This is a genomic window from Gammaproteobacteria bacterium (assembly GCA_035279405.1).
Lineage (GTDB): Bacteria > Pseudomonadota > Gammaproteobacteria > Natronospirales > REEB76 > REEB76.
This window is the reverse complement of record DATEHU010000049.1, coordinates 75,380-85,950: the sequence shown is the minus strand read 5'-3', so window position 1 is coordinate 85,950 and position 10,571 is coordinate 75,380. Positions and strand designations below refer to the sequence as shown.

Here is a 10,571-nt window from a genome sequence, read left to right as displayed (position 1 = left end):
GGATTTGCTTGACAGGAGCATCGGCGGAATCGACTTCGTGCGAATGCCCGGTTTCCCCTGACGGCGCGAACACGTTGCGGGCTTGCTGGAACGCCTGCACGTTGTCGATCTGCTGGTGTTTTTCTTCTTCGGTGGAGCGGATCAGTTCGATCTTCGTGGCGACCTCGCCGGCGTGTTCCTTGGGCAGGAAGGTGTTGACGCCGATCAGCGGCAGCGAGCCGTCGTGTTTCTTGTGTTCGTAGTACAGCGATTCTTCCTGGATCTTGCCGCGCTGGTACATGGTGTCCATGGCGCCCAGCACGCCGCCGCGGTCGCTGATGGCCTCGAACTCCTTGTACACGGCCTCTTCCACGAGGTCGGTGAGCGCCTCGATAACGTAGCTGCCCTGCCACGGGTTTTCGTTGAAGTTGAGCCCGAGCTCGTGGTTGATGATGAGCTGGATGGCGACCGCGCGGCGCACGGATTCCTCGGTGGGCGTGGTGATGGCTTCGTCATACGCATTGGTGTGCAGGCTGTTGCAGTTGTCGAACAGCGCGTACAGCGCCTGCAGCGTGGTGCGGATGTCGTTGAACTGGATTTCCTGCGCGTGCAGTGAGCGGCCCGAGGTCTGAATGTGGTACTTGAGCATCTGGCTGCGCTCGTTCGCGCCGTAGCGCTCGCGCATGGCGCGCGCCCAGATGCGCCGCGCCACCCGGCCGATGACGGTGTACTCCGGGTCCATGCCGTTACTGAAGAAGAACGACAGGTTGGGCGCAAAGTCGTCAATCTGCATGCCGCGCGCGAGGTAGTACTCGACGATGGTGAAGCCGTTCGAGAGCGTGAACGCGAGTTGCGATATCGGGTTCGCCCCGGCCTCGGCGATGTGATAGCCGGATATCGAAACCGAGTAGAAATTGCGTACTTTGTGGTCCACAAAGTACTGCTGAATGTCGCCCATCATGCGCAGGGCGAATTCCGTTGAGAAAATACAGGTGTTCTGTGCCTGATCCTCTTTGAGGATGTCCGCCTGTACGGTTCCGCGCACACGGTGCAGGGTGTCGGCCTTGATGCGCGCGTAGGTCTCCGCATCCACCACCTGGTCGCCGGTGATGCCCAGGAGGCCGAGGCCCAGACCGTCGTTGCCTTCCGGCAGTTCGCCCTTGTACTGCGGGCGCGGCTGATTCCTATATATAGAGGCGATCTTCTTTCCGGCCACGGCCCAGCGCGCCGGGTCTTCCTTCAGGTGTTTTTCCACCTGCTGGTCCACGGCGGTGTTCATGAACATGGCGAGGATCATGGGTGCCGGGCCGTTGATGGTCATGGACACCGAAGTCTTGGGGTCGCAGAGGTCGAAGCCGGAATAGAGCTTCTTCATGTCGTCGAGCGTGGCGATGCTCACACCGGAGTTGCCGACCTTGCCATAGATGTCCGGGCGCTCGGCGGGATCCTCGCCGTAGAGCGTGACCGAATCGAACGCAGTGGAAAGCCGCGACGCCGGCCGGCCGTGCGAGAGGTAATGGAAACGGCGGTTGGTGCGCTCGGGCGTGCCCTCGCCCGCGAACATGCGCGTCGGGTCTTCGCCGGTGCGACGGTAGGGATACACGCCCGCGGTGTAGGGAAAACCGCCCGGCAGATTTTCCTTCATCAGGAACCGCAGCCGGTCGGCCCAGCTCGTGTAGTTGGGCGGCGCGATCTTGGGGACTTTCTGGTGCGACAGCGATTCGGTGTAGTTGTTGCCCTCCACCGCCTTGCCGCGCACTTCGTAGGTGTAGTGCTCGTCGGTGACGCTCTTCAGGCGCGCGGGCCACTCGCGCAGGAGATGCAGCGCTTCGCTCGACAGTTCCTTGACGGCTTCGTGGTAGCGCTGGCGCAGCACCGCAAGAGAGTGAGGGGTGAGGAGTGAGGGGTGAGGCGTTCCAGAGGCAGCTGCGCTTCCACTTTCGTCATTCCGGCGGAAGCCGGAATCCAGGGACCTTGAAATGGTATGCGCTTCGAGCGCTGATTTGGACTGGACCCCTCCCGGCGAAAGCCGGGATCCGGCCGGGGTGACGGACAAGAGATCGCCGGGCTTGTAGTCATGCAATGGATCCGGGAGTTCCGGATCGCCGAGCTCGCGCAGCACTGCGTAGTAATGCTGTGCGCGGCCGGCGGCTTCAGCTTCGTGATCTATGTCCTTGTTGATGCCGCGGCCCTGTTCGGCGATTTCCGCGAGATAGCGCACGCGCTTAGCGGGAATCAGTACCGTGGCGCGCGGCTCCTTGAGCGAGGTGTCCACTTCCGGTCGCCAGTTGCAGTGCGGCATGGTCCCGGTCGCGGCTGAAGCCGCTCCCATATCGCCGAGGTGCAGCTTCTCGCGCAGCAGACGGCACAGGTTCACGAACATCCAGGTGACGCCGGGATCGTTGAACTGGCTCGCGATGGTCGGATACACCGGCACCTGCTCGTCCGGCAGCTTGAAAGCGGTGCGGTTGCGTTTCCATTGTTTGCGCACGTCGCGCAGCGCGTCGTCGGCGCCGCGCCGGTCGTACTTGTTGATGACCACGAGTTCCGCGTAGTCCAGCATGTCTATCTTTTCGAGCTGGATGGGTGCGCCGAACTCCGGCGTCATCACATACATGGCGAAATCCACGAGGTCCACGATCTCGGAATCGCTCTGGCCGATACCGGCGGTCTCGACCATCACCAAGTCATAGCCCTGGCCGCGCAGGAACGCGATGCAATCCTTGAGCATGGCGTTGGTCGCGGCGTGCGCGCGGCGCGTGGCCATGGAGCGCATGAACACGTGGTGGCTGCGCAGCGCATTCATGCGGATGCGGTCGCCCAAGAGCGCACCGCCGGTGCGCCGGCGCGTGGGGTCCACCGCCAGCACCGCGATGCGCATGCCGGGGAAAGCGTGCAGAAAGCGCAGCAGCAGTTCGTCCACCACCGAGGATTTGCCCGCGCCACCGGTGCCGGTGACGCCCACCACCGGCACTTTCTTGCCGGCGAGTTCCCACTGCTTGCGCAGGCGCGTGAGTTCGGGCTCGCTCAATACACCAGCTTCGATGGCGGTGAGCATGCGCCCTACGGAAAGTTCGTCACCCGGCGACACCTTGGCGGGTTTGGCGGGCGCGACACGGTGCTCGCGCGCGCGTTCGACCACGTCCTCGATCATGTGCACCAGGCCCATGTGCATGCCGTCGTTCGGGTGGTAGAGGCGCTCCACGCCGTATTTCTCGAGTTCCGCGATTTCCTCCGGCGTGATGGTGCCGCCGCCGCCGCCGAATACGCGGATGTGCGCAGCGCCGCGTTCGCGCAGCATGTCCACCATGTACTTGAAGTATTCGATGTGCCCGCCCTGGTAGGAGCTGATGGCGATGGCGTCGGCGTCCTCCTGCAACGCGGCGCGCACCACGTCCTCGACCGAGCGGTTGTGGCCGAGATGGATCACCTCGGCGCCCTCGCTCTGAATGATGCGGCGCATGATGTTGATGGCCGCGTCGTGACCGTCGAACAAGCTGGCCGCGGTCACGAAGCGCAGCGGCAGGCGGGCGGTCTGAGCCAGTTCTGACGTTTCGGATTTGGGAACGACGGTGCTCATGCGGCTCTCGACGGGGGCGACTACCGCATTATAGCGGCCCGGTTACGGGGGCGCGGCTCGGGTCGGGTCCCGCTCGTAGCCCGTGGCGCGGACCTCGCGCAGCGAGCGGATCATGGCGTAACTGCCGGCGCCAAAGGGCACCAGCACCGCCAGCAGAAAGCCGACGCCGATGCGCGACAGGTTGTGCACGCGCACGCCGGTCTCCAGCCCGGCGGTGCCGAGCCCAGGGTAAATGAAACCCGCGATGCCGAGGGCGACGAACGCAAGACCACCCCAGAACAACGTGCGCCCCGCGACCATGCGCGCCACGCGCGTGCGCGCCGTGTCGTCAAGCCGGCGACGCGCCATCCATGCGCCCACCAGCGCTCCAAACAGGATCTGCATCACCATGGTGCCGAGCCCGAACAGCAGGCCCGGCAGGAATCCGAATGCCGGTCCGGGCATGGCCGGCGCCAGCACCGTATAGACGATGAGCGCGAATGCACCTGTGCCCCAGCCCGCCACGAAGCCATGCACCAGCGGCATGTAGTTCGGCAACGCGTGCGGCTCGTCCGGGTGGTCGAGGTTGTGGCTGTGGAACAAATGCAGCAGCCGGTGGCGGCGCAGCACGTACCAGCCGGACATCAGCATCAGCGCGCCCACCACCACGTACAAGGCGAAGTTCCAGCGCTCCGAGACGATGAGCCAGGTGACCGCGAAGTATGCAATCTCGCTCGCGATGGCGCGTTGCACGGTAAACGCCAGCGAGAACATCAGCCCGGCGCGCATGCCGCCGCGGCTGCTGTAACTGCCCACCGAATAGCTGAAGGTAATCGGCCAAGTGTGTTCGTCGGGCGTGATGCCGTGGATCAATCCGAGGAAAAACGCGGTGAGTAGCGCGATTCCGGGGCCGAGCCCGACAACGGGGTTCCAGAGATTGAGACTGGTGATATCCATGCGGACTGCGAACGGCCGTTAAAAAAATGCCGCGGACGGTAGGGTTGCGGCCGCGGTATTGTACGACGGCCGTCAAGCACTGTTCGGCGAACCGCGCTCAACGGTTATAATGCCGCGCTCCCCCGGCCCGATTGGGCCCACAGGCCCGGCGCCGGCAGCTTGCGTGACGCGGGAGAAGTTTCCAGCCGAATTTTCAATCCGTATGCCTTGAGGAGGATGTATGGAGCTCTTCAGCACGCTTGACACCATGGGGCATGAACAGGTGGTGTTTTTTCATCACCCCGAATCCGGCCTCAAGGCCATCGTCGCCATCCATAACACCGTGCTCGGCCCGGCGCTCGGCGGGTTGCGCATGTGGCCGTACCGCAATGAGCAGGAAGCGCTGACCGACGTGCTGCGCCTGTCCCGCGGCATGACCTACAAGGCGGCGGTGTCGGGCCTGAATCTCGGCGGTGGCAAGGCGGTCATCATCGGCGATCCAGTGTTGAAATCCGAAGCGCTATTCCGCGCTTTTGGGCGTTTCGTGCAGTCGCTCGGCGGCCGCTACGTGACCGCCGAAGACGTGAACACCGATGTGCAGGCCATGGAATACATCTTCCAGGAAACCGATTACGTCACCGGCGTGCACCCGGTGCACGGCGGTTCGGGCGACCCCTCGCCGTTCACCGCCCTCGGCGTGATCCAGGGCATCAAGGCCTGCCTCCAGCGGCGCTACGGCCACACCGATCTCAAGAAGGTCAGCTACGCGGTACAAGGCCTGGGCCACGTCGGCTATCACATAGTCAAACACCTGCGCGACGCAGATGCCAAGGTGTTCGTGACCGACATGCACCAGGATCGCATTGACCAATGCGTGGCGCTCGGCGCCGAAGCGGTAAAGATGGAGGAGATTTACGGCGTGAACGCCAAGGTGTACGTGCCGTGCGCGCTGGGTGCGACCATCAACGAGAAATCCATTGCGCAGTTGCGTTGCGAAATCGTGGCCGGCTCCGCCAACAACCAACTGGCTACCGACGCCTGCGGCGACGAGCTGCACGGCAAAGGCATCCTGTATGCGCCGGACTACGCCATCAATGCCGGCGGCTTGATGAACGTGTCCATCGAATTGCAGGGCTACAACCGCGAGCGCGCCAACCGCATGGTGAACGGCATTTACGACATCATGGGCAACATCTTCGCACTTGCCGACCGCGAGAAGATTCCCACTTACAAGGCCGCCGACCAGGTCGCCGAAGGCCGCATCGCCGCCCTCGGCAAGGTCAAGCTGCCCACGGTCAACCAGCCCTACGAACGCCATTTCGCGGGACGACGCAACGGCAAACATTGATCCATTTGCGGGAGCGGTCGTACCGACCGCGATAACTTGCGAATCGCGACGGAGACCGTCGCTCCCACAATTCAAGGAATGACTTTGGCCACGATCAGCACACAAATCAACGAAGAACTCGATCTGCTGCGCGACACGGTGCGGCGATTCGCCGATACCGAGATCGCGCCGCGCGCACGCGAGATTGACGAACGCGCCGAATTCCCGCATGACCTGTGGCGCAAACTCGGCGAACTCGGACTCCTGGGCATCACCATTCCCACCGAACACGGCGGCGCGGGACTGGGTTATCTCGCGCACGTGGTTGCCATGGAGGAAATCTCGCGCGCTTCCGCTTCGGTGGGCCTGTCCTACGCGGCGCATTCCAACCTGTGCGTGAGCAACCTGTTCCGCCACGCCAACGCGGACCAACGCAGGAAATATCTGCCGAAACTGTGCCGCGGCGAATGGATCGGCGCGCTCGCCATGTCCGAGCCGGGCGCAGGCTCCGACGTGGTGGGCAGCATGAGCTGTCGCGCCGTCAGAAAAGGCAACAAGTGGATTGCCAACGGCAGCAAGATGTGGATCACCAACGGGCCGGAAGCCGACGTGGCGCTGGTGTACATGCGTACCGCCGGCAAGGAAGCCAACTCCCATTGCATCACCGCCTTCATCATCGAAAAAGGCATGCGCGGCTTCAAAACCGCGCAGAAGCTCGACAAACTCGGCATGCGCGGCTCGCACACCTCGGAGCTGGTGTTCGAGGACTGCGAAATCCCCGAAGCCAACGTGCTCGGCAAGGTGAACGAAGGCGTGTATATATTGATGCGCGGTCTGGATTCCGAGCGGCTGGTGCTGTCGGCCGGTCCCATCGGCATCATGCAGGCGGCGCTCGACGTCGTGCTGCCCTATGTGCGCGAGCGCAAGCAGTTCGGCAAGCCCATCGGCGAGTTCGAGATCATGCAGGCCAAGCTCGCGGACATGTTCACCGCGCTGCAGGCTTCGCGCGCGTTCACCTACCGGGTGTGCGAACGCTTTGACCACGGCGATGACCCGCGCGAGGAAGCCGCCGCCTGTCTGCTGTTCGCCTCGGAGCACGCCGTCAAGGTAGCGCTGGAAGCGATCCAGAGCCTGGGCGGCAACGGTTACATCAACGAATATCCCACCGGCCGGCTGTTGCGCGACGCCAAGCTCTACGACATCGGCGCCGGTACCAATGAGATTCGCCGCATGCTCATTGGCCGTGAGTTGTTCAGCAGCAAATAGACAGGTGCTGAGTGCTAAGTACTGCGTGCTGCGTCTAGAGACAAGTTGGATTTTTACGCAGCACCTAGCACCCAGAACGCAGCACTTGTAACATGAAGTTACGGAGATATGTGTTTATGCCAAACGACCCAATAGTGATTCTTTCCGCCCGCCGCACCGCCATCGGTTCGCTGCTCGGCCAATTCACTCCCGTCACCTCACCGCAACTCGGTGCCGCCGCAATCAAGGCCGCGGTCGCGGATTCCAGCATCCAACCCGAGGACATTGGCGAAGTCATCATGGGCTGCGTGCTGCCGGCCGCCGTCGGGCAGGCGCCCGCGCGCCAGGCCGCGCTTGGTGCCGGCCTGCCGAAATCCGTGGGCTGCACCACCGTCAACAAGGTGTGCGGCTCCGGCATGAAGGCCGTGATGCTGGCGCACGATCTCATCACCGCGGGCGCGGCGGACCTCATGGTCGCGGGCGGCATGGAGTCCATGACCAACGCGCCCCACATGCTGCACGCGCGCGTCGGCATCAAGTACGGCGAGGCGAAACTCATCGATCACATGGCCTGGGATGGGCTCACCAATCCGTATGACGGCCAGGCCATGGGCGTTTGCGGCGAACTGTGCGCCGAGAAGTTTCATTTCACGCGCGCGCAGCAGGATGCGTTTGCGACGGAATCCGTGAAGCGCGCCCAACGTGCCATCAAGGACGGTTCGTTCAAGGCTGAAATTGTTGCGGTGAATGTGAAGACCCGCAAAGGCGAGGTCACGGTGGATACCGACGAAGAACCGGGGCGCTGCGACATCACGAAGATTCCGACGCTCAAGCCCGCATTCAAGAAAGACGGCGGGACGGTGACCGCCGCGAGTTCATCCTCGATTTCCGACGGCGCCGCAGCGCTGGTGCTGATGCGCGAGAGTCTGGCGAAGCAGAAGGGACTCAAGCCATTCGCGCGTATTCTCGGGCACTCAAGTTTTGCCCAGGAACCCGTGTGGTTCACGACTTCGCCGGTGAGCGCCATTGACCGCCTGCAGAAGAAGCTTGGCTGGGCGGAAAAGAACGTGGACCTGTACGAAATCAACGAGGCCTTCGCCGTCGTCGCCATGGCCGCAATGCACGAGCTCAAGCTGCCGCACGCCAAGGTCAACGTGAACGGCGGCGCCTGCGCACTCGGCCATCCCATCGGTTGCTCGGGTGCACGCCTCATCGTGACATTGCTCCATGCGCTCAAGGCGCGTAACCTCAAGCACGGCATCGCCTCGCTGTGCATCGGCGGCGGCGAAGCGACGGCGATCGCGGTGGAGTTGCTGTAAGTTCAGACTACTTGGGTGTCCGGTCTTTAACGGAGGAGGACCAGTCATGCGCCACAAATGCATTATCGGGCTGATGGGTATCGTGACATTCCTGGCCGGCTGTACTTCGACAACGTATGCGGTCGCCGCCAATCCCGGCAACGGCATGCTGGTGATCGGTGTGCTGCTGCACGACATGAACGGCGCCGGTCAGGTGGGCAGCGGGCTGTATCCAGTGAGCTCCGTGGCGGTGAAGAATCTCGACACGGGCCGCGTTGATTCCATTCAGCTCAGTTCCAGTCACGGCATCGCCACGCTGAGCGCCGGAACCTATTGCGTGGACAGCCTGTTGCGGCCGAACGGCGATGCGCTCACCTATTGCGCACAGCCGTACTTCAAGGTCAACGCCGGCAAGATAGTGGTGGCCGGATTCATCGAGTTCGCGCTGAATCCGCCCACACACACTTACAAGCTGGTGAGCGCATTTACCGATCCGCAGGGCCTGTTCGATTCGCTGCCGGCCAGCGCCAAGGACAAGCTTGCGGATTTTTCCCAGAACGAGACCCCGGCTCCACATTGAACCGGGTCGGACCCGAACAACAAGGCCGCACATGCCGATCCTCAAATCCGCGATAGACCGGAATAGCAAGGAATTCACCGCCAACCGCACGCACATGGAAAAACTGGTGGCGGAGTTGCGCGCCACGCAGGCCAAAGCGGCACTCGGCGGCAGCGAGAAAGCACGCAACAAGCACACCGAGCGCGGCAAGCTGCTGGTGCGCGACCGCATCGAAGCCCTGCTCGATCCCGGTTCGCCCTTCCTGGAACTCTCCCCGCTCGCCGCCCACGCCATGTACGACGGCGACGCGCCCTGCGCCGGGCTGATCACCGGCATCGGCCGCGTGCAGGGCCGCGAAGTCATGCTCGTGGCCAACGACGCCACCGTGAAAGGCGGCACCTATTTCCCAATCACTGTCAAAAAGCACCTGCGCGCGCAGGAAATTGCGCTGGAGAACCGCCTGCCCTGCATTTACTTGGTGGACTCCGGCGGCGCGTTCCTGCCATTGCAGGACGAAGTGTTCCCCGACAAGGAGCACTTCGGACGCATCTTCTACAACCAGGCGCGGCTCTCCCGTGAACGCATTCCGCAAATCGCCGTGGTCATGGGCTCCTGCACCGCGGGCGGCGCCTACGTGCCCGCGATGTGCGATGAAGCCATCATCGTGCGCAACCAGGGCACGATTTTTCTCGGTGGCCCGCCGCTGGTGAAGGCCGCGACCGGCGAAGTGGTGGACGCGGAAACTCTGGGAGGCGGCGAGGTACACAGCAAGATTTCCGGCGTCACCGATCACCTCGCGGAAAACGATGCGCACGCGCTCGCCATCGCGCGCGACATCGTCGCGCATCTCAACTACACGCGCCCGAACTGGCTCACCAAGCAGCCGGTCGTCGAACCGCGTCATCCGGCCGATGAACTTTACGGCATCGTGCCGCAGGACACGCGCTACCCCTACGACGTGCACGAAGTCATCGCGCGCGTTGTGGACGGCTCGGAGTTCCAGGAATTCAAGGCGCTCTACGGCAAGACGCTGGTCACCGGCTTCGCGCACCTCTACGGCTATCCGGTAGGCATCATCGCCAACAATGGCATCCTGTTTTCCGAGTCCGCGCTCAAAGGCACTCACTTCATCGAACTCTGCGAGCAGCGCCGCATTCCGCTGGTGTTCCTGCAGAACATCACCGGCTTCATGGTGGGCAAGAAATACGAACACGGCGGCATCGCCAAGGACGGCGCCAAGATGGTGATGGCGGTCGCCTGCGCCACGGTGCCGAAATTCACCGTGCTCATCGGCGGCAGCTTCGGCGCCGGCAATTACGCCATGTGCGGCCGCGCCTATGGCGCGCGCTTTCTGTGGATGTGGCCGAATGCGCGCATCTCCGTCATGGGCGGCGAACAGGCGGCCTCGGTGCTCGCCACCGTCAAACGCGACGGCATCGAAGCCAAGGGCGGCAAGTGGAGCGCAAAGGAGGAAGAAGCCTTCAAGCAGCCGCTGCGCGAACAGTACGAATCGCAGGGCCATCCCTACTACGCAACCGCGCGCCTCTGGGACGATGGCATCCTTGATCCGGCCGACACCCGCCGCGTGCTCGGCCTCGCGCTCGCCACTGCCGAAAACTCCCCGCTCGAACCGGGCAGCCGCTACGGCGTTTTCCGCATGTAGCCTGC

The 10,571-nt window shown here is 63.3% G+C and carries 7 protein-coding genes; 5 read left to right on the top strand and 2 right to left on the bottom strand.

Annotated elements, in window-relative coordinates; genetic code table 11:
• Together VJR90_10810 and VJR90_10805 are read right to left on the bottom strand one after the other, a co-directional pair.
• The coding region (locus VJR90_10810) for a methylmalonyl-CoA mutase family protein (protein HKV97962.1) at positions 1-3,559 on the bottom strand (3,559 nt) is incomplete at its 3' end.
• Positions 3,560-3,601: 42 nt separating this feature from the next.
• The gene (locus VJR90_10805; protein ID HKV97961.1) at positions 3,602-4,495 is read right to left on the bottom strand and encodes a hypothetical protein; all 894 of its coding nucleotides are present in this window, start codon (positions 4,493-4,495) and stop codon (positions 3,602-3,604) included.
• Positions 4,496-4,715: 220 nt separating this feature from the next.
• On the opposite strand from VJR90_10805, the gene VJR90_10800 reads away from it, so the two are divergent.
• The 5 genes from VJR90_10800 to VJR90_10780 all read left to right on the top strand — a co-directional run bounded on the left by VJR90_10800 (position 4,716) and on the right by VJR90_10780 (position 10,566).
• On the top strand, positions 4,716-5,822 hold the full coding sequence (locus tag VJR90_10800; GenBank protein ID HKV97960.1) for a Glu/Leu/Phe/Val dehydrogenase dimerization domain-containing protein: 1,107 nt from the start codon (positions 4,716-4,718) through the stop codon (positions 5,820-5,822).
• 84 nt (positions 5,823-5,906) lie between these two features.
• Positions 5,907-7,067 carry an isovaleryl-CoA dehydrogenase gene (locus VJR90_10795; GenBank protein ID HKV97959.1) on the top strand — a complete coding sequence of 387 codons (1,161 nt, stop codon included), beginning with the start codon at positions 5,907-5,909 and terminating at the stop codon, positions 7,065-7,067.
• Between the two features lie 116 nt (positions 7,068-7,183).
• Complete coding sequence (locus VJR90_10790; GenBank protein HKV97958.1) at positions 7,184-8,365, top strand: acetyl-CoA C-acyltransferase; 1,182 nt, start codon at positions 7,184-7,186, stop codon at positions 8,363-8,365.
• Positions 8,366-8,411: 46 nt separating this feature from the next.
• On the top strand, positions 8,412-8,924 hold the full coding sequence (locus VJR90_10785; GenBank protein HKV97957.1) for a hypothetical protein: 513 nt from the start codon (positions 8,412-8,414) through the stop codon (positions 8,922-8,924).
• A 31-nt stretch (positions 8,925-8,955) separates the two neighbouring features.
• Entirely contained in the window at positions 8,956-10,566 is a 1,611-nt protein-coding gene (locus VJR90_10780; protein HKV97956.1) for a carboxyl transferase domain-containing protein, read from the top strand.
• Positions 10,567-10,571: the final 5 nt, after the last annotated feature.